The sequence below is a fragment of the Nocardia sp. NPDC050713 genome, assembly GCF_040654315.1.
Taxonomy (GTDB): Bacteria; Actinomycetota; Actinomycetes; order Mycobacteriales; family Mycobacteriaceae; genus Nocardia.
The window spans coordinates 83,777-103,158 of sequence record NZ_JBFAHS010000023.1; the positions used below are offsets into that span (position 1 = coordinate 83,777).

Sequence of the window (19,382 nt, forward strand, 5' to 3'; positions counted from 1 at the left end):
TGTTTTCCGCCTGCCGAAGTTCACACCATGGATCGCGAGCAAACTTCTGGCGTCCGAAATCCGGGCGCGGATCGGCTCAGCACTGTTTCCACTACCGAAATCCATGGAGATCGAATGGCAGACGACTACACATATGGCACGGCGACAGAAGTCGCGGCAGAAACTCCGGTCGATACGGAAAACGCCTCCGGCGGAGCCGAATACACCGCTGCGGCTACCACGGCGGAAAGTGCCTATGTCGCCGAGGAAGCGCCGGTCGAGACGACCGCGAGCGTGTCGGTCGAGGAGCCGATCGTCGCGGAAACGCCGTTGGTGGCGGAGACGGAGCCGGTCGTCGAGCACGCCATCTACGAGCCCGACTGGACCGAGGACGCGCCTGCCGCGGAGCCGTCGGGAATGGGGGAAGACTTCGGCGCTGCGCCGGATCCGCATATCGAGGATTACGAATATCAGGCGCAGTATCCCGACAGAAACAGATGGGAGCCGCAGACCGAGGACTACGAGAGCCCCGAGGACGGCACAGATTCCAATTCCGATGGCATGGATACGAGTGAATCCGCTTCGGGTGTCGAAGAAACTCTCGTCTCGGAGCCCGTCGATGTCAGCAATCTTCCGAACGGCCCGTTCTACGTCGACATCAGCGACATCGAGAACGGCGGAAGCGTCGATTCGGATCCGCTCGGCGAGGCTTCCGTGATCGACCCGAGTGCGGCCCCAGGCCTCGGTGACGTCATGACGAGTATTCAGGACGTCGTGACCCAGCTGGGGTCGGCCCCCGGTTTCGAGAACGCTCACGCCAGCCTCCAGGACGTCCTCACACAGTTGAACGACATCCCCGGGCTCGGCGGATCGCCCTCCAGCCCGGTGGCCGAGGACATCGGCGACCCCGGGACAGGCGTCGTCGATGTCCCTGATCTCGAGCATGGGGATGCGCCGGAGGGCGTGGTGGACGTTCTCGGTGCCGATGCTGCGGAGGATCTCGCCGGATCGCTCGGCTCGGTGCTTCCCGAGGAGGTCGTCGACCCGCTGAGCTCGGTGCTTCCCGGCGGGCACGATCTCGGGGATCTGGGTATCGACCCGACCCAGATTCCCGGCCTCGGTGACGTCATGACGAATCTGCAGGATGTGATGACTCAGCTGGGCGAGGTGCCCGGCCTCGGGGACATGATGACGAATCTGCAGGATGTGATGACGCAGCTGGGCCAGGTGCCCGGCCTGGGGGACATCCCGACCGGGCTCGGCGGCGCACCCGATCTGGGAGATATGCCGTGGCTGAACGACATTCCGGTTCCCGACCAGTTGCCGTTGGACGAGTTGCCGTTGGATGAGCTGCCGTTGGATGAGCTTCCGTTGGATGAGCTTCCGTTGGACGGGCTTCCGTTGGACGGGCTTCCGTTGGACCAGTTGCCGTTGGACGGGCTGCCGTTGGACCAGTTGCCGTTGGATGAGCTGCCGTTGGACGAGCTGCCGTTGGATCAGCTGCCGGTGGACGAGATCCCGGGTGGCGAGTACCTGGATTACGCCCAGAACGCCGAGCAGTACGGCACCGAGATCATCGACAACCTGGAGCAGACGTTCGGACCGGAGGATCTCCTCGACCCGAACGGCGGGGTCATCGAAGCCGCGCAGGAGTCCTCGCTCGGCTACGACATGTTGAACGACAACATCGGCGGCGCGTTGGACACCGCAGACGAAGTCCTAGGTGACGGAGCCGGTCAGGCGATCTACGACGTCGTCGAGACCATGGGTGACCTCAATGGCATCACCAGTGCCGTGGCAAGCGCGTCTCCGGTCGGTTGGGGCCTGTCCGCCTACAACTTCATCGACGACGGCGGACTCGAGGACGTCTACCACGCGGGTTCCGACGCCGTCGACTGGGCCGAAGGCGCTGCCACCGACGCGGCCGACTGGGTCGATGGAGCGGCCACCGACGCGGCCGAGTGGGCCGAAGAGGCGGTCGACGACGTCGGTGATGCGGTCAGCGATGCCGGCGACGCCATCGGATCCGTCGCCAGTGATATCGGCGACGCCCTCAGCTTCTGGGATTGATGGCCCAGCGAGCACCGGCGGGTGGTGCGATCCGGCGCGCAGATCGGGAGGACACCGGTATGTCAGTACAGCAGCGGGACGGCCGCGATGCGGTCGCGGCCGTCCCGGCTCTGATCGAGCAGCTGGCTCGCCTCGCGCGGTCGGCCGATCGGGCAGACCTGCTCGGCACGCTCGACGCCGTGCGGCGCCGGTCCGCCGACGCTTCCGTGCGGGTCGCCTTCGTCGGGTTGCGTCAGCAGGGCAAGAGTCAACTGATCAATGCCCTGCTCGGCAAACAGGTTTGCGTGGCCGGTGACCGTCGAGCCACCTCGGTGGTCACGGTGGTCCGGCACAGGGACGAACCAGCCGCCCACTTGGTCGTCGAGAAGCCCGGCGGCGCGACTTCCGCCGCAGTTCCGTTGCCGCCGGGTGAACTACAGACCGATCTGGCGACCTCTCCGCGAGCGCGAGGGTGGCGGGTGCTGCACACGGAGGTCGGCGTCGATTCCGCGATGCTGGCGGGCGGTCTGGCTATCGTCGACACCCCCGGTGTCGGCGGCCCCGGCCAGCGGCATGTCGCACGAGTATTGAACGAGGTGGCGCTGGCCGACGCGGTCGTCATCGTCAGCGATGCCAGCCAGGAGTTCACCGCACCCGAATTCCGGTTCGTGCGGCAGGTGCTCGGCCTGTGCCCCACGGCGGTCATCGCGGCGACCAAGGTCGACCTCTACCCCGAGTGGCGTCGGATCGCGGACGCGAACCGACGCCACCTCGCCGGCGGTGGGGTGAGCTGCCGAATCATCCCGGTCTCGGCGGCACTGCGCGGCCATGCGATGCGCCTCCGTGACAAGGAGCTGAACGCCGAATCCGGCTGTCCCGAACTGCTTCGGTTCCTGCGCACCGAGGTCCTCGTCGACGTGGAAACCAAGCGGCGCGTCCGCACGGCGCGGGATCTCGAGTCCGTCGCGCACCACCTGGCCGTTCCGTTCGAGGCGGAGATGAAGTCGCTGCGCGATACGGAGTTCCGCCGGTGCGTCGCCGACGAGTTGAAGGCTCGGAAGGAGAGGTCGGACGAGCAGGTCAAGTCGGCGAAGTCGTGGCAGCAAGTACTGAACGACGGTGTCGCGGACCTCAATTCCGAGATCGACCACGATCTGCGGGAACGGCTGCGGATCATCAACAAGCACATCGAGTCCGAGCTCGCGGACGGTGATCCGGACAAGAAGTGGCCGCTGCTGACCGGTTGGGTGCAGGAGCAGGTGAGCGTCGCGGTCAGCGACAATTTCGTCTGGGCGTTCCAGTCTGCTCAGGTACTGGCCGAGCGGGTGGCGGCATCGTTCGGCGTGGACGGCGTCCGCACCGATTTCCCGGCACTCGATGCCGTCTGCGCGGGCGATCTCGTCGACTCCGGCCTGCGGATCGGCGAGCTGAGCGATACCAAGGCTTCGCTGGCGGACAAGGGCTTGACCGCGGTTCGCGGTGGCTACAGCGGCGCGATGATGATCGGCATGGGCGCCACGATGATCGGCGCGGCGATGATGAATCCGATCACGATCGGGGCCGGTGTCGTGCTCGGTGTGAAGGCATATCAGCAGGACCGTGCGGGCCGGATCGCGCGCCGCCGCGGCGAAGCGCAGGCCACATTGCGCAAGTACATCGATGACGTGTCCTTCCAGGTGCACAAGCTCTCCCGGGATCGGCTCCGGAATGTGCAGCGGGAGCTACGCGATCATTTCAAGGAATCCGCCGATCAGGCCTTGGCGTCGCTGCAGAGTTCGATGAAGGCGGCGCAAGAGGCGGTCGGCATGGAGTTCGCCGAGCGGGAAAAGCGTGCGGCCGAGATCGAGAAGAAATTGGCAGTGCTGACCAAAATCCGCGAAGGGATCACCCGATTGCCTGCTCCGCGATCGCGAATTGCCGATCGCGGCGGCCAGGTGCCAGCACACCTTGGGTGAATCCATCTCACACCGCGTGTGGGCTGATTCGGCACCTTGTGCCTCTGGCCGTCGATGAATGCGGAAGCGAAAGTCATATGCGCAGGTGAACGCGACCAATCATCGAGAGGAACACATGTCGGGAAGCCTTGGCGTCAAGATCGGCACCGCCTGTTTCGCTACCGCCGCCGAAGCGGGATCGGTGCGGCCGGCGGCTTCCGTGCGCGCCGCCTCGCGTCCAGCAACAACCCGGCATGCGGCGACTTTGCTCATGTCGCACGACATGGCGCCGACCCTCGCTCCGCTCGCCGACGGCGTAGGTCCGGTGGGCCATGGACTCGCCGTCAACGGGTTCGTCGACCGGATCGGTGATCCGATCGATCTCATCGCCGCCGACGGGTCCCCCCATCGGCCGGAAGTTCTCGTCGCCGCCGCGGTTCGGTATCTGACGCGGTATTCGGCCGGTGCGTTCGCCGGGACCCCCGCGATCGCGGCGACCTATCCCAGCCACTGGAAGACGCACGAAGTGCAGGCGCTGCGCGAGGCGCTCGACCGGCTGGACATGACCCGCGTGGCACTCGTGCCCGAAGTCGCATCGATCCTCGCTCAGGTCGAGTCGATCCGCGGGCTCCCCAGCGACGGCATTGTGGTCGTGTACGACCTCGGCGGCAACGGCCTCAGCGTGTCGCTTGCCCGCGGTACCGAGCAGATCGGCGGGACCATCCGAAACGTGGATTTCGGCGGTGCGCACATCGATGACGCCATCGTGCGGCATGTTCTTCGGGTTCTGGACGGAGAACTCGCCAACGTGGATCTCGCGGATCCCGCTTTGCTGACGCCGTTGCGCGCATTGCGTGCGCGCTGTCGGCAGGCCAAGGAAACGCTCTCCGCCGAAACGGCGGCGGTGGTCGAGGTGGAACTGGGACGCGTGCGGCAAGATGTGCGACTCGTCCGCCCAGAGCTGGAGGAACTGATCAGAGAGCCGGTCGCCGGCTCCCTCGGACTTGTCGGAGAGGCTCTGCGCGCCAATGACATCGACGCTCGTGAGGTGCGAGCGGTCGTGCTGGCCGGTGGTGCTGCGGCAACCCCGCTCGTGGCCGAGTTGCTGTCCGCGGAGTTCCACGTGCCGGTGATGGGGGAGCCCGAACCTCTCCTCACCTCGGCGACGGGCGCTGCTCTGCTGGCCCGTTCCTCGGTGAATGCCATCGCATCGGTGCCGGTGCCATCCACTCCGGAAGCGAAACCCCATACTCCGAGGCAAGAATTCGAGCCGGATCCTTCAGCGGGCATGGTCGCGAGCAAGCCGCCGTTGGTCATCGCACCCCCGAGTTCGGTGGCGGCGGACCACAGTGCGGCGGCGGGCGGTCGTCGTAAGTGGGCAATTCTTGCCGCGGCGGCGGTTGCCGCTCTCGCCGCGGCGATTGTCGGAGGCGTCGCGATCGGCGGGTCGGCAACCGGGCCGAAGCCCACGGTGAACGAGCAGGTGCTGATTCCGCCGGCCGGGCCGATCGCAGAACGACCGGACGGCACCGGCATAGGAACCGGTCCCGCGGGCACCGGTGGGTCGAGCGATAGCGGCAAGGGCTCTGATGCGGGTCAGTCCGCGCCCGGTGGCGGTTCGAGTACCGGTGGGACGAATGGCACCGGTTCGGCCGGTACAGCTGGGACGAATGGTGCGGGCACGGGTCGATCTCCAGCTGGCGGTCCGGATACCGGCGGGACGAACGGCTCTGGTTCGACCGGTACCGGCACAGCCGGGACGAATGGACCGGGCACCGGCCGGGCTCCGGTCGGCGGCGGTTCGGATAGCGGTGGGACGACTGGCGCTGGTACCGGTACAGCTGGGACGAATGGTTCGGGCACGGGCAGGGTTCCCGCCGGTGGCGGTCCAGGTACCGGCGGGTCGAACGGCGCCGGTTCGACCGGCTCTGGCTCGGGTGGAACGAGCGATACCGGCTCGACTGGAAGCGGTGCGGGTCAGGCTCCGGCCGGTGGCGGTGCAGGTACCGGTGGGACGAGCGGCACTGGTTCGACCGGTACCGGTACGGGCGAGACGGGTACGGGCGCCGGTGGTACGGGCCCGGCTCCTACCGGCGGCTCCGATACCGGCGGGTCGAACGGCACCGGCTCGACCGGTACCGGTACGGGGGAGACGAGTGGCACGGGCGCGGGCGGCACTGGCCCGAGTACGGGGCCCGCTCCGACTGGCACCGCTGCGGGCGGGACGAACGGCACGGGCACGGGTACCGGCGGGAGTGGTGCGAATCCAGGTTGATCGTCGCGCCGCTGCCAGCGAATAGGCCTCGCCGCTGGTTCCTCGACCAGGCGAGCGCTCAACGCCGACGCAGCTCGCTGAGGACGCCTTCGGCGCTGCGTGCCGCCACCATACAAGCGTTGGCCGTGAACTGATCCGCGAGCGGATGTTCGCCACGGGATCGCCATCGTCTGATTTCCGCCAGTGCGACGTCTTGGCCGACACCCGCGACCGCGAAGGGTTCGATTCCCAAGCGTTCGGCGGGTCCGGTTCCCTGGCCGCCGATCACGCGTTGCAGGTCGGCGAGTTCCTCCTCGGACAGCGCCGTCTCGGTCGAACGGAGTCGACTGAGCAGACGGAGTTCATGAAAGCCGTGCACGTTGGCGAGCAGCTGTGCGACTTCCCGGCCGAGCGGTGTCGCCTGCGCGGCCGGGTTGGCGTCGATTATCTGCTTCAGCATCAGCAGGGCGGTATGTGCCTTCAATTCGTCGGCACGCTGGCCGAACTGAGTATCGATCACGCGCTCGAGTTCGCCGATGCCACTGCGGGCGATCAGTTCGTCGACCAGGGTCGACGAATCGCTGGTACCGGCCCGCAATCGAGTCAGCGTCATGCGAATGCCGTACAGCCCCAGACGTCTGACGAGGTGCTGTCGCGTCACGGAATCGACCGGCAGACCGCCGGCTCGCTGGAACCGATCCGTCGAGAGCATGGCCAATTCCATGTCCGCCGGAGCGACCTCGGCAAGCCGGCGCAGAGCTGCGAACTCGGCCTGTCGAAGGGTCTTCGCGGTGAACGCGAGCAAACCCGCGACCGGGACCGCAGCCTGGCAGAGGCCCGTCCTCTCCAACTCGCGAGTGAAATCTCTGGCTGCCGCGCGGGCGGACTGCATCGCCTCCGGGCGGCCCGCACCGAGTTCGTCCGCCCGCGAGACGACACCGATGATTCCGAGCGGACCGGCGCTGCCGCCGACATGCTCGCCGATTCGATGAATCAGTGCGAGGTCGGAATCGTCGAGGGAGCGGAACAGATAGACCACCGCGTCGACTCCGGCGGAGCCGTCGTCGGGAGCCAGTAACCGCAGCGTGCGCACGGATACGTCCGTCGAGAGGGATTCGGTCCCTGGCGTGTCGATGATCGTCGTGCGCTCGAGGCGGCGCACCGGCCAGTCGACGTCGATTCGATCCACCTGCGCCGCCGTGAGCCCGCCGAGGTCGAACGTCAGACCACCTTCCGCCCGGTGTATCGGCACGTTCTCCGACCGCCCGCCGCTGAGCCGTGCGGTGACCGCCGGCGTCGGGCCGTGCCGGTACCAGGTCACGACGCGCGTACATTCGGTCGCGTCGGTGGGGGCGATGTCTTGGCCGACTAGTGCGTTGAGCAGCGTCGACTTTCCGGCCTTCAGTGCTCCGGCCAAGGCGATTCGCAGCGGTTCACGCAGTCGTCGCGCACCCGCCTCGAGGCGATCGGTGACGGCACGGTTACCGAAGTAGACGCGGTGGGCCTCCTCGATGATTCTGTCCACCCTCGCGATCGGCGCCTCGCCGTTCATCGCGGCGCCCGGGTCGTCCGCTCGGGCTGCATAGCCGCGCTACCCCGCAGTTTCGTGCCCATAGTGGTCATCATCGCCGCGCCGGATCGGCGGCGCAGGCCGATCGGCTCTTTCGCGGCCGTACCGGGGGACGACGACGGACGAATCCCGCGAAGGCAGGCATCCATCCGAGGGGCGGCCATCGAGGCGGCCGCCGCCTCAGCGCCCGGGGTCGCGCGTGATGTGTCGAGCCGAACAGGCCGTCCGAGCTCCGCATCGACGCGACTGCTCGGGTGACGCGGCCGATACTGGCCGATCCCCGTGACCCGTGCCACTATCGAAGGGGCGCAACACAACTCGCGACTGGGGAAGGCCATTCGATCATGAGACAGCTGCCACCGGAATTCTTTCGTACACCGTATGCCTTCTACGAGGAGCTCCGGGCGCAGGGCCCGGTGCATCAGATCCAGCTGCGCACCGGTGTGCGCGCTTGGCTGATCGTCGACTACGACGCGGCGCGCGAGGCGCTGCGCAATCCGACGATCCGCAAGGACCCGCACACCGACACCGGCGCGGAAGCCCGCAGGGAGGGCGCGGGTGAGAGCGGCGTCGGCGCCGTCAACGCCCGGCTCAGCTACCACCTGCTCAACACCGATCCGCCGCACCACGCCCGGTTGCGCAAACTGGTCACCCCCGCGTTCGCCCCCGCCCGCATCGAGGCGCTCACCCCGCGCGTCACCGCCATCACCGACGAACTGCTCGACCGCCTCGCCGGAGCCGAGGGTCCGGTGGATCTGATGGCCGAGTTCGCCTTTCCGCTGCCCATCACCGTGATCTGCGAGATGCTCGGCGTTCCCGCCGCCGATCGCGAGCAGTTCAAGGAGTGGTCGGCGGTGGTCTCCGACATCACCCTGTCCGACCCGGCGCGGATGCGCGTGGCCACCGACGCGATCGTGGCGTATTTCGAGGAACTGCTCGCGCGCCGCCGCGCCGAGGGCCTGGGCGCGGACCTGCTTTCCGATCTGCTGAGCGCCAGCGAAGCCGACGACAAGCTCACCGACGACGAGATCATCTCGATGGCCTTCCTCATCCTCATCGCCGGCCACGAGACCACGGTCAACCTGATCGGCAACACCATGCTCACCCTGCTCGCCGATCCGGCGAAATACGCGGCCCTGCACGAGGATCCGGAGCGGGTGCCCGCGCTGATCGAGGAGATGCTGCGCTTCGAGGGCCCGGTGAACATGGCGACGCTGCGCTACACGACGGTGCCGACCGTCATCGGCGAGACCGAGGTCCCGGCCGGGGAACTCGTCCTGGTCGCGCTGGGTTCGGCCAACCACGACGAGAAGCACTTCGAGGCGCCGGATACGTTCGACGCCGAGCGAAACGCCAACGGCCACCTCGCCTTCGGACACGGCATCCACTTCTGCCTCGGCGCGGGCCTGGCCAGGCTGGAGGCGCGGATCGCCATCTCGCGGCTGCTGGAGCGCTATCCGGATATGCGGCTCGCGGTGGACGCCGACGACATCCTGTGGCGGGAGAGCGTCCTGTTCCGCGGTGTGCTGGATCTGCCGGTGGAGACGACCAAGTCGCCCGCGCTGCGCTGAATGTCGCCGGGCGATTCGGCGAAGCATCCACAGGCCCCGCGGGTGTGCACAGCGGCGTCGACGAGGGTACCGCCTTCCGCCCCGGCCCGGTTCTGGACGGCGAGGGCGAGCCGAACACGTGGCTGCCGTTCGGCGGCGGCGCGCACCGGTGCATCGGCGCGGGCTTCGCGCTGATGGACAGGACGGCGGTCTTGCGCGAGGTCCTCACCAGGCACACGCTGGCACCGGCCGACTCGCACCCCGAGCGCGGACGGGTGCGGAACATCACCACCGTGCCGCGCGGCAAGGCCAGAATCGTGGTCACACCGCAGTAGACGACGCCGCCGGACGGAGTCCGTCGTCAGCCCGCGCACGGCCGGAGCGGAGGGGGAGGTACGCCTGGATCCGGGGAATCTGCGCCCGCCAGCTTTGCGCCGCGCCGCGGGCGGGTAATCTCGGTGGCCATGACGAGCGGTAACCGCATCGCGGTCGTAGGTGCGGGCATCGCAGGCCTAGCCTGCGCGAAGGTGTTGAACCGAGCGGGTTTTCCGGTCGAGGTATTCGAACGGGCGCCCGATGTCGGTGGTGTGTGGAGCGCGACCCGGCGTTATCCCGGGCTGCGCACGCTGAACAGCAAGCACACCTACCGTTTCTCGGACTACGCCATGCCCGAGGACTACCCGCGCGTGCCCGACGGCGCCCAAATGCAGGCTTACCTGGAGGGATACGTGCAGCACTTCGGGCTGCGCGAGAACCTCCGCCTCGGCACCGAGGTGGTGGCCGCCGACCCGGTGGACAGCGGCTGGCTGCTGGAGATCCGTGACGAGACGGGTGTGCACCGCACCTCGTGCGATCACCTCGTCGTCGCCAACGGCGTGTTCAGCGAACCCGCGATGCCCGACTACCGCGGCGCGGAGGCGTTCCTCGCCCGCGGCGGGCAGCTCTATCACTCCTCGGAATTCCTCGACGTCGAGCAGGCGCGTGGGAAGTCGGTGGTGGTGGTCGGATACGGTCAGTCCGCCTGCGATATCGCCGAGGCGGTCAGCCACGTCGCGGCCGAGACCACGGTGGTCGCTCGGCGTTTGCTGTGGAAGATGCCGCGCAAGCTCAGCACCGGCCTGGACTTCGAGCGGCTGTTCCTCACCCGGCTCGGCGAGGCGCACTTCCGCTACCACAGCCCGCGCGGCTTCGAACGTTTCCTGCACGGCGCAGGACACAGCTTCCGCGACACCGATTTCGACGTCATCCAGGAACTCGCCACCAAGAAGCTCGGCCTGCGCGAGCTCGACCTGGTGCCCGAGGGCCGGTTCGAGGAGATCGCGCAGAGCACCGCCAGCATCGCCACCGAGGGATTCTTCGAGCAGGTCCGCGACGGCCGGATCACCGTGCTGCGCGACACCAGCGTCACCGAGCTGTCCGGCACGCCCGCCGGCTGTGCCGCGTGGCTGTCCGACGGGCAGGTGCTTCCCGCCGACATCGTCGTGTGCGCCACCGGCTTCCAGCAGCGGGTGCCGTTCCTGACCCCGTACATTCAGCGCAGGCTCACCGACGACGACGGCAATTTCCGCCTCTACCGGCACATTCTGCCGACCGAGGTACCGAACCTGACCTTCGCCGGTTACAACTCCTCGCTGCTCGGCACGCTCAGCGCCGAGGTCGGCGCGCACTGGATCGCCGCGTTGCTGCGCGGCCGTCTCACGCTGCCGTCGCAGGAGGAGATGGGCGAACAGATCGACGCCCGCCTGGGGTGGATGGCGGCGGGCACCGGCGGCCATCACGCGCACGGCACCACGATCACTCCGTTCGCCCTGCACAACATCGATGAGATGCTGGACGACCTGAAGTTCCGGCTCCCGCTGAGCGCCCGGCTCGCCCAGTGGTTCCGGCCCGTGAAACCCGCCGCGTACCGCGGGCTCTCGGAGCGCGGGAAGACTCCGGCGGCGCCGACGCCGCCCGGCCCGGCGCCCACCGAGACGGCCCCGGCTCCGACCGAGTTCTACCCGGAGCCGCGGCGCGACCCGCACCCATCACAGGCCTGAGCCGCGGTGCTCGCGGATTGTCATCGGCGCAACGCGCTCGCGTCCGAATTGTGTCTGTGATAATCCGCGAGTGGACGCCCTCGACCTGAATCTGCTGGTTGCTCTGGATGCGCTGCTCGACACGAACAGCGTCACCAAAGCCGCCGAACGCCTGGGCACCTCGACCCCCGCCATGAGCCGGACGCTCGCGCGGCTGCGCCGCGTGTTGGACGATCCGTTGCTCGTCCGCTCCGGGCGGAACCTGGTTCCGACGCCGCGAGCCCTCGAATTGCGGTACGAGGTCGCCGCGTTGGTCGAGCGCGGACGCGCGCTGCTCGACACCCGCGCGGAGGCCGACCCCGCCGGGCTGCGGCGCGGGTTCACCGTGCAGGCCGACGACGTCGTCCGCGCCCACCTCGCCGCCCCACTGCTCGCCGCCGTGCGGCAACGGGCGCCCGGCGTCACCGTGCATTTTCTGCCCGACGGCACCGAGGGGTCGTCGGCGCTGCGAGACGGCCGCGCCGACATCACGGTCGGCGTCCTGGAACGCAGCGATCCGGAGATCACCGTGCAGCGGGTGCTGGGAGATCGTCTCGTCGGCGTCGCCGCGCCCGACCATCCGCTGATCACCGAGCGGGTCACCGTGGCCGCCTACGCCGCAGCGGCCCACCTCGCTGTCTCACGACAGGGTCGCGCCCGCGGCCCGATCGACGACCGCCTCGCGCTGCACGGACGCACGCGCCGGGTGGTCGCGATCGTTCCAGATCTCAGCACCGCGCTGCTCGCGGTGCGCTCCGGCGAATTCGTCTGCCCGGCGCCAGCCCGGCTGGCCGCCGCCGCGCTGCGGGCCATGGGGTTGCGCCCCTTCGACATTCCGCTGCCGCTGCCCGAGGTGACGATCGGCATGGCGTGGCACCCGCGCAACACCGCCGACAGCGGGCATCGGTGGTTGCGGGAATCGATTCGCGGGTTGCTCGTGCCGAGCGCCAGCGGGTGACTACTGGGAGGGCAGATCGCCAGGGGGTGTGCTGAGCGGTCTACCGAAGGGGCCCGACGGGTTGCGCTTGAGTTCGTCGAGCATGGCCTGCAACTTGTCGACGTGCGAGTTGTCCTCGATGGCCGAGCGGTGCTGGGTGGGCGCGGCGGCCGGTTCCTCGCGGTCGGCGCGCGGTGCGGTCAGGTTCGTCTCGGGACGGCTGGTCAGCGTGGGCGCCTCCAAGCGGCCGTTCAGCCGCGGTGCGGACTCGACGCCGGGCGTGCCGACGCTGCCGTAGTCCAGGCGTTCCTGCGGTGCTTCCGGCCGCGGCGCGATCTCCGCGGGCTCCGCGTGCGCGTTCGAGATCGGTTCGGGCGCGGCGTCGTAGGGCGCGCCTCGCGAGACGTTCGGTTCGACCCAATCGTGCAGCGCGGGCGGGACGGAGACGGACTCTCTGCGCGGTAACCCATTCGACGCGGCGGGCTGCTGCTCGACCCGCGCCGCGACGGCGGCCGCTTCCAAGCTGTCGGTGCGCGGCGCTTCGGGTGCGGGCTCCTGGCGGGGTGGCGCGGAGGGTCGTAGGCGTTCGGCGCGTGGCGTGTCGAGACGCGGTGTTTCCGTGCGGGTGGTTTCGGAGCGCAGCGGTTCGGAGCGTGTGGTGTCAGGGCGCAGCGCCTCGGAGCGTGTGGTTTCGGGGCGCAGCGTTTCCGAGCGCGTGGTTTCGGGCCGCAGTGTGTCGGGGCGCGTGGTTTCGGAGCGCAGTGTGTCGGGGCGTGTGGTTTCGGAGCGCAGTGTGTCGGGGCGTGTGGTCTCGGGCCGCAGCGTCTCGGAGCGCGTGGCCTCGAGGCGAGGAGTATCGGGCCGTAGCGTCTCGGGCCGCGTCGCGTCGGTTCGCGCCGTGGGCGCGCGGTGCTCGGCACGCGCGTGCGGTGCGGTGCGTTCGACGGCAGCGCCGGATGCCACGTCGTCGAACCGGGCTTCCAGCGACGAAACACTCTGTTCGGTGCGGAAGGCCCAAGCCTCCAGCTTCTTCAGGCGCGCCTCGACGCCGTTGTCGTCGCCCACCCGGGCGGCGACGCTGTCGAGCTTGTCGCTCACCTCGCGCAGGAGCTCCGCGATGCCCGACAAGACCGCGCCGACCGACTCGGCGCCCTGCTGGCCGTGCTCCATGCGTACCTTCTTCCCCGTCGATGCCCGAACTGCGTGCGTGGCCCGGCGATTCTATCCGCAGCCCCTCGGGGGTGCGGGGCGAGCACCGGCCGTCGCGGTCGCGGCGGCGGGCGGGCGATCCGGCGCGCCCGGCCGCGTCACCGAATTGGCGACAAGTATCAATCGACCAAACTTTCTGTGGTGTTTCTCGCGCATGTCGCTGCGAAATCCCTTGTGATGCAGCGCACAACGCCTGGTGAGCGGCGTCGCGGCGGACGCGGCGCACCCGAGCGCGGGGTAAAGGGGGCTGGCGAGCGGAGAAAGATGGGCGCACTCTTGATCTATGGAGTAGGTCGCGAGACCGTGCGGTGTTGGGCAGGGGAGTGATCGCGTGAGAACGACGCAGCGCGTGGAGCAGGCTTGCGGGCGTCGGGCGGTGCTCGCCGAATTGGGCATCGCCGATGTGCCGGACGAGATCCGTACCGCGGTGAGTGATCGGTCCCGGTACAGCTGCCGGTGTCCCGGATGCGCTCACGCCCAATGGGATCTCCAGCGACTCAAGTATTGGTTGTGCGGCAGGCTGGTCGCGTTCGGCGCCGACGAGGCCGACGTGGATCGGCGCATCGGCGGCATCCGCGTCGACATCCTGTGGCGGATCGGCGAGCGGACCTACGCCATCGAAGTGCGTGGCGGGCCGCTGGACCGGACCCTCGCCCTGGAGCACACGGCCCGGTTGCGCGAGGCGGGTTGCGACGGCGTGCTGTGGCTGTGCCAGCCCGGGTACTGGGTCGCTCACCTGCCCGCGCTCGGCATCGCCGACTTCGCCCCGCCCGCCTGCGATTACCTCGCCGACATGGGCATGCTCGACGCCGAGCACAGCGCGGTCGCGATGCCCAAGCGTGCGCCGTTCGAACTGCGCGAGTTCTTGCGCGGCTGGGTGTCGGGTGAGATCGTTTGGGGTTTTCGCGACGAGATGACGGGAGGATGGGCCACCGTGACCGACTGGGAGCATCACACGAGAACACAGGCCGCGGTGATCGCTCGGCAGCGGCAGGAGCTGATGAACCAGCGCACCGCGCTCGCCCTCTCCCGGAAATCGGTCAGAGACAAGCAGAAACAGGTCATGAAGCTGACCGCCCGCCTGGAGCGCGCCGAACACGACGCCCAGGAACAGGCCGACGCCCTGGCCGAGGTGAACCGCAAGCTCGCCGACCACCACCGCGTGGACAACAGCCTGCGCACCACCATCGCCGGCCTGCAACAAACCGTCAGCCACTGGCAACTGATCACCTACTGCGCGATGCTGCTGATCGTGACGTTCCTCGCGGCGGCGATGGTGGTGCGCTGAGTTTCGATTGCTATACGGGGCTGGGATTAGCGGATCAGGCGCTGGTCAGGCGGAAGGGGCCGCGGTGCCAACGCCATTCGTTGCGCAGCACCAGCGCGGTGAAGTCGAGGAGTTCGAGGCCGGTCTCGTGGTGCAGCCGCCGTATTTCGTGCCACGGCACCGGGCCGCGTTCGACGAGTCCGGTGAGTTCTTTTTCGTGACGGGCGTCCACCGCGTGGCGGGCCAGCTCCGGTAGGCCGAGGCGGCTGCCCGTCCAGACGAACCACCCCCACCCTTCGGCGTGCGCGCGGGCTCGGGCGGCCGCGGACTTGACGCGGTTGACGTGGAAGGCGACGTGGCCGAGCGGCTGCACGTCGATCAGCACCACCCGTCCGTCGGTGAGACGTGCGCCGACGCTCGGGTAGTGCACGCGTTCCGAACCGTCGATGTCGTACGGCACCGCCACCGGATGTTCCTGGAACGTCTCGACCAGGTCCGCCGCGTTGAGCGTGCGCAGCAGCCTGGCCTGAAGCGCGGAGTCGAAGCCGACGTCGCGGCCCACCTTGTCCAGGTAGAACCGTCCGCGACCGTCGTCGTCACCGTCGACCGTCCGCGCGGAACTCGTCGGCAGTGCGGCGGGCGCGCGCGAAGGCCACTCGATTCGCGCCGACCACTCACCGACCTCCGTGGCGGCCGCGGGTTCGGCGTCGCGCAATTTCGCCAGCTGCCGATTCGTCTTCTTCTGCCATGCCATGATCCGCTGCATGACGTAGCCCGCGATCCGCTTCGCGTCCTCCGGAGCGTGCCCCGCGAGCCGCAGCTTCAGATACGACAACTCGTTGGCCGCCAAATCCGTGTCGGTCGCGTACGTCTCCACCAGCAGTGCCCGCACCAGCGCCGAATCCCGCCCGTCCACCGGATACCGCTGGGCGAACACCTCCGCCTGCCCCCGGCTCAGCGCCGCCTCCCGCAACATCTGCCCGACCGCCCGAGTGTGCAACTGCCGCACCCGATCCCGCGCCAAATCGAACCGCGCCCCGATCCGCGCCAACGTCTCCGGCCCCTCCCCGCCGATCCCCAGCCGATACCCCAGAATCTCCGCATCCCGCTTCCGCCGCTCCGCGAACACCCCCACCATCCCCGCCACCCCCTCGTTCACCTCTTCGAGCCCGAACGACACCTCCCCCCGAATGTCGTCCACGAACAACCCCCCGTCCCCCTCGCCGCCAAACCCCAATTCACCAGCCACAACCCGCAGCCTAACGAGAACCACCGACAATCCCGGCCCTACGAGGCCGAGCTACCCACACAACCAGCGGCACCCCGCCGCGAATCATAGGTCGCCGCTGAGCCTCTGAACGCTCACGCTCGCCCCCGCCCTGCGAAGTAGCCGCGCTATCACCTGCATTTCGACGAGGGTCCCCTCCAGGCCGGTCTCCAGGGCTGTGTCGGCCAGCGATCGCGCCTCCGACAGAGATAGCGCCCGCGCGGCGCGAAGGGCTTTCATGACTGCCGCCGTGGATGTGCTGCCTGCCTCGACCGTGAGGGTGGTCGGACCATTCGCGGCCAGGAGGGCATCGCGAACACTTTCGGGCAGCGGAGGCTCGTAACCGCATTCGTGCCAGACGTTTTCACACATCGAGCAATCTGTCACCATGTCCCACCCGTGGTCGTTTCCTACGAGAGTTTCGATGACCATTACCTCGGAGGGGGAGCCGCATTGGCCGCAACGAGTCGGGTAGGGCGCGGATTCGAACACAGTATCCACCCTGCGAAATCCTAGCGGTGCAGTGCAGCTGCGAGCCCTCGGTTCGTCAGTGCGGCCCGGCTGGGCGCCGACCACTCGGCGCGTCGAGGTAGCGCCGCAGGGGGCAGAAACAAAATCGGACCCGGTCGAAACCGGGTCCGATCTGTGAGACGGTGGTGCGCGATACTGGGATTGAACCAGTGACCTCTTCCGTGTCAGGGAAGCGCTCTCCCGCTGAGCTAATCGCGCGAGGTGGAGACGGGAATCGAACCCGTGTGCACGGCTTTGCAGGCCGTTGCCTCACCACTCGGCCACTCCACCGCGCAAAGGGGGAAGGCTGTTTACACTGCCTGGCCCTACCTCTCGAGCGGATGACGGGATTCGAACCCGCGACCCTCACCTTGGCAAGGTGATGCGCTACCAGCTGCGCTACATCCGCATTTGCATCTCGGGGGCTTTCGTTCCGGCCTCCTCGGTGCGAGACAGAACATTAGCCGACGCCCGGCGAAAGGTACAAATCCGCTGGTAGAACGGCCGGAAACGGCGAAGTTGCGAATGTGGCCGATGCGGCCGGTGGGGTGTGGGGGACTGGGGAGGTTTGTGGGCCGAGGAGTCGCCCTCGACCCGCGAGCTCGGCATCTCGTTCGGTCGGTCGCTCGGGGGTGAAGACCGGGGTTCGGTGCGGGGCCGCGCCGTGGCTCACGCGCAACACGACCACTCACCCGCAACACGACGAATCGGTGCTGTCCAAGTGGCGATTTGGTGGCTGACCGGTAGAGCGTGCTAATGTTCCATCTCGTTCGGAGGGCCACTCCAGTCGCCGCCCGAACGGAGAGTTCGGTCTCATAGCTCAGCGGGAGAGCGTCCGCCTCACACGCGGAAGGTCGCTGGTTCGATCCCAGCTGGGACCACTCAATCCCCCCGACATATCACCTGGTCGGGGGGATTTTTCAGAATATAAGCCCGGATGTGTGATGCTGCGATTTACCGGCGTTGCCCGCAGGAATCCGGATTGAGGGGCACGTAGGGGGCACGCCGAGATGTCAGCCGATACACCAACCTCGTCGTTGGACGCCGGATCGCCGGACGCTGCTCCAGACGCTGCTCTCGTCCACCCGTCGGGTGTGTTTGCGGAGCAGGTACGGATTGTCCATCGGCGTATGGAGGGTCTGGGCGATCGGCCGGTCGAAGAATTCGAGATGGTGATTACTCCAAATGGGCCAATCGATGTCGACTGGCTCGGAGGGCAGATCGAAGCGGTACATACCGAGTACGACCCCGACCTGAAGGGTTACTTTCAACGGCACCCGTACTACCTTCAGCAGACCCGCAGACATTTCAGTTGGGGCGCTGATGCGACTACCTACGAGTTCGTCCTGGAAACGATGGCGACCTTCGGCACAGAGACGATTGTCGCGGTAGGCAGTGCTGGGGCGACTCTTGTGCTTGAACGTGGGTGGGAGAAGCTCGGTGAGAAGCTGCGCGCCCTCGGGCACAATGTGCGGTTCGGTCGTGTCGCAGCACTGACTGATGCGGAGGTCGAGAACCATGGTCTATGGCTGATTGCAGCGAAGTATGCGGTCAGTGCAGGTGACCTCGTGGCGAAATCCGTCGGACGCAGTGAAGCAGACCAGATCTACACAGTGACTGCCCACGGTCCAGACAACGTGTCGTACACGGTGGACTTCACGGTTCGAGGCACCACGGCTGAGGTGCTCAAAAGCCGCCGGGATGTTCCCTAGCCATTCGGAATTGGCCCTGCTGCATGGTGGGCTGCGCAAATCGGGGCTGGCTTCACCGCCTGCCCCATAGGGCCTGCTCTTCGCGCGCAGAGGCTCGCGGGTCAAGGGTGGCGAAGCCATCACGCAGTGACGCCGTAGGCGCCCTTGAGGCGTGAGGGGCGCGGGAACACAATGCAGGCCACCATTCAGCAGGGCCACGCGGCCGGAGGTCGCGCAGTAATTCAATCGTCAGACCGGTGCCCGGGGTCCGGGCCTGGAGTCGGCGTCGTTGGCGACCCGCTATCCGGCGTCGTTGACGGATGGCCCGGACCGAGAAGGAGGAGGGGGCCGAAGCCCCCTCGGGTCAGTACCGGTCGCTGGTAGCCATGGCCTCCCAGAAGGCGGCGTGGCAGTCGGCGCACGCCGGTTTCGGAGGATCGGTCGGAAGGATGCCGGGGACGGTGGTGGTGACCGGCTCGGTACAGGTGGGCAGGCACTGGAGGGCGGTGGGCTCGGACATCGGAGGGGTCCTTTCCGGTCGGGTGGGCTGGCTGAGGGCGTCTCGATCACGGCTGTGGCGGGTGTCAAGAGTTGCGAAGCAATCACGTAGTGACGCCGTAGGCGCTCTTGATTCCCGTCGCAGTCGTGATAGCCCTCGGATCAGTCAGACCACCCCGACCGGACAGGGCACCGGGTGTGAGGTCACCACCCGAACCTGCCCACAGGCAACGGAACCGAACCGGTCACCACCACCTGGCGAGCTTCGTACGTTCCGGGGCCGGTGTGCGCCGACTGTCACGCCGAGGTGAGGTCACCGCGGAGACTGGTCCGCGATTGCGCGGCTGGCCAGTGCGGCAGGAGATTCCGAGGCAAGCGAGCGAAGCTCGTGCGGCAGCTCGTGTGACAGCGAATCGAGTAGGTACCTGCCGACATCGGCTGAACGGAACCAGTGGTGCTCTGGGCTGGTGCGCGTCGCCGCCGCGCCGACGCGCCGCGCGACCGCGGTTCAGGGAGCGCGCTGCGTGTCGCAGCGCGGCGGCGGCGCGCAGCGCCGCCGGGGGGGTGTTGATGCTGTTTGGGGGAATTAGGGCACAACCCGTAAGTAGGT

The 19,382-nt window shown here is 68.0% G+C and carries 13 protein-coding genes and 4 tRNA genes; 10 read left to right on the plus strand and 7 right to left on the minus strand.

Features of this window, described 5'->3' with window-relative positions; translation table 11 throughout:
• Window positions 1-114 precede the first annotated feature (114 nt).
• From AB0H49_RS31835 to AB0H49_RS31845, 3 genes are read left to right on the plus strand one after another with little or no spacing between them, the layout of a single operon-like run.
• Window positions 115-2,049: a hypothetical protein gene (locus AB0H49_RS31835; protein WP_357256438.1), complete on the plus strand. Its 1,935-nt coding sequence runs from the start codon at window positions 115-117 to the stop codon at window positions 2,047-2,049.
• Window positions 2,050-2,108: 59 nt separating this feature from the next.
• On the plus strand, window positions 2,109-3,983 hold the full coding sequence (locus AB0H49_RS31840; protein ID WP_357256440.1) for a dynamin family protein: 1,875 nt from the start codon (window positions 2,109-2,111) through the stop codon (window positions 3,981-3,983).
• A 58-nt stretch (window positions 3,984-4,041) separates the two neighbouring features.
• Complete coding sequence (locus tag AB0H49_RS31845) at window positions 4,042-6,237, plus strand: Hsp70 family protein (protein ID WP_357256442.1); 2,196 nt, start codon at window positions 4,042-4,044, stop codon at window positions 6,235-6,237.
• 58 nt (window positions 6,238-6,295) lie between these two features.
• On the opposite strand, the gene AB0H49_RS31850 is transcribed toward AB0H49_RS31845, so the two are convergent.
• Window positions 6,296-7,768: a dynamin family protein gene (locus AB0H49_RS31850; protein WP_357256444.1), complete on the minus strand. Its 1,473-nt coding sequence runs from the start codon at window positions 7,766-7,768 to the stop codon at window positions 6,296-6,298.
• Between the two features lie 362 nt (window positions 7,769-8,130).
• Here AB0H49_RS31850 and AB0H49_RS31855 point away from each other — a divergent pair, with 362 nt between their 5' ends.
• The 4 genes from AB0H49_RS31855 (at window position 8,131) to AB0H49_RS31870 (ending at window position 12,351) form a co-directional block, all read left to right on the plus strand.
• Window positions 8,131-9,357, plus strand: coding sequence for a cytochrome P450 (locus AB0H49_RS31855; protein WP_357256446.1), 1,227 nt, complete (start codon window positions 8,131-8,133; stop codon window positions 9,355-9,357).
• A 44-nt stretch (window positions 9,358-9,401) separates the two neighbouring features.
• Window positions 9,402-9,671, plus strand: coding sequence for a cytochrome P450 (locus AB0H49_RS31860; RefSeq protein WP_357256448.1), 270 nt, complete (start codon window positions 9,402-9,404; stop codon window positions 9,669-9,671).
• 129 nt (window positions 9,672-9,800) lie between these two features.
• Complete coding sequence (locus AB0H49_RS31865; protein WP_357256450.1) at window positions 9,801-11,375, plus strand: NAD(P)/FAD-dependent oxidoreductase; 1,575 nt, start codon at window positions 9,801-9,803, stop codon at window positions 11,373-11,375.
• A gap of 70 nt (window positions 11,376-11,445) precedes the next feature.
• Window positions 11,446-12,351: a LysR family transcriptional regulator gene (locus tag AB0H49_RS31870; RefSeq protein ID WP_357256451.1), complete on the plus strand. Its 906-nt coding sequence runs from the start codon at window positions 11,446-11,448 to the stop codon at window positions 12,349-12,351.
• Here AB0H49_RS31870 and AB0H49_RS31875 read toward each other — a convergent pair whose 3' ends face one another.
• Window positions 12,352-13,500, minus strand: coding sequence for a hypothetical protein (locus AB0H49_RS31875; RefSeq protein WP_357256454.1), 1,149 nt, complete (start codon window positions 13,498-13,500; stop codon window positions 12,352-12,354). It abuts the gene before it with no gap.
• 370 nt (window positions 13,501-13,870) lie between these two features.
• On the opposite strand from AB0H49_RS31875, the gene AB0H49_RS31880 reads away from it, so the two are divergent.
• A complete protein-coding gene (locus tag AB0H49_RS31880; protein WP_354999629.1) occupies window positions 13,871-14,827 on the plus strand; it encodes a hypothetical protein in 957 nt (318 codons plus the stop codon).
• Window positions 14,828-14,861: 34 nt separating this feature from the next.
• Here AB0H49_RS31880 and AB0H49_RS31885 read toward each other — a convergent pair whose 3' ends face one another.
• The 4 genes from AB0H49_RS31885 to AB0H49_RS31900 all read right to left on the minus strand — a co-directional run bounded on the left by AB0H49_RS31885 (window position 14,862) and on the right by AB0H49_RS31900 (window position 16,992).
• Entirely contained in the window at window positions 14,862-16,007 is a 1,146-nt protein-coding gene (locus tag AB0H49_RS31885) for a sigma factor-like helix-turn-helix DNA-binding protein (protein ID WP_357256456.1), read from the minus strand.
• A gap of 720 nt (window positions 16,008-16,727) precedes the next feature.
• Window positions 16,728-16,802: transfer RNA gene (locus AB0H49_RS31890), tRNA-Val, on the minus strand.
• A gap of 1 nt (window position 16,803) precedes the next feature.
• Window positions 16,804-16,874 (minus strand) — tRNA-Cys (locus tag AB0H49_RS31895).
• 45 nt (window positions 16,875-16,919) lie between these two features.
• Window positions 16,920-16,992: transfer RNA gene (locus AB0H49_RS31900), tRNA-Gly, on the minus strand.
• A 400-nt stretch (window positions 16,993-17,392) separates the two neighbouring features.
• Between AB0H49_RS31900 and AB0H49_RS31905 the strand changes: the two genes are divergently transcribed.
• Window positions 17,393-17,464 (plus strand) — tRNA-Val (locus tag AB0H49_RS31905).
• Window positions 17,465-17,713: 249 nt separating this feature from the next.
• Window positions 17,714-18,295, plus strand: coding sequence for a hypothetical protein (locus AB0H49_RS31910; protein ID WP_357256458.1), 582 nt, complete (start codon window positions 17,714-17,716; stop codon window positions 18,293-18,295).
• A 343-nt stretch (window positions 18,296-18,638) separates the two neighbouring features.
• Here AB0H49_RS31910 and AB0H49_RS31915 read toward each other — a convergent pair whose 3' ends face one another.
• A complete protein-coding gene (locus AB0H49_RS31915; protein ID WP_357256460.1) occupies window positions 18,639-18,794 on the minus strand; it encodes a hypothetical protein in 156 nt (51 codons plus the stop codon).
• Window positions 18,795-19,382: the final 588 nt, after the last annotated feature.